The sequence below is a fragment of the Bacillus sp. SIMBA_031 genome, from assembly GCF_046535225.1.
GTDB classification, from domain to species: domain Bacteria; phylum Bacillota; class Bacilli; order Bacillales; family Bacillaceae; genus Bacillus; species Bacillus velezensis.
The window spans coordinates 1-235 of the sequence record NZ_JAWRXC010000689.1 but is presented as its reverse complement, the minus strand read 5'-3'; the positions used below and the strand labels follow the sequence as shown (position 1 = coordinate 235).

The 235-nt window shown below is 67.2% G+C and carries 1 protein-coding gene; it reads left to right on the top strand.

The window, feature by feature from the left end; genetic code table 11:
- The coding region (locus SB724_RS21830) for a rhodanese-like domain-containing protein (protein ID WP_410573169.1) at positions 1-235 on the top strand (235 nt) is incomplete at both ends.

The following is a 235-nucleotide window of genomic DNA, read 5'->3' as shown; positions in this document are numbered from 1 at the left end:
CCCGTCCGACCTTGAACGGGAGATGGCAGCGGGCGCCCTGGTTGTTGACACGCGGCCGGTAGATCAACGGAACCGGGACGGCGAGCTTCCGGGGGCGGTGGTCATCGACCGCAACGTCCTCGAGTGGCGACTCGATCCCTCCAGCTCCCACCGGCTGCCGATTGCGGACGACCCCGCTCGGCGCATCGTTATCGTCTGCAATGAGGGATACAGCTCAAGCCTGGCGGCGCACACC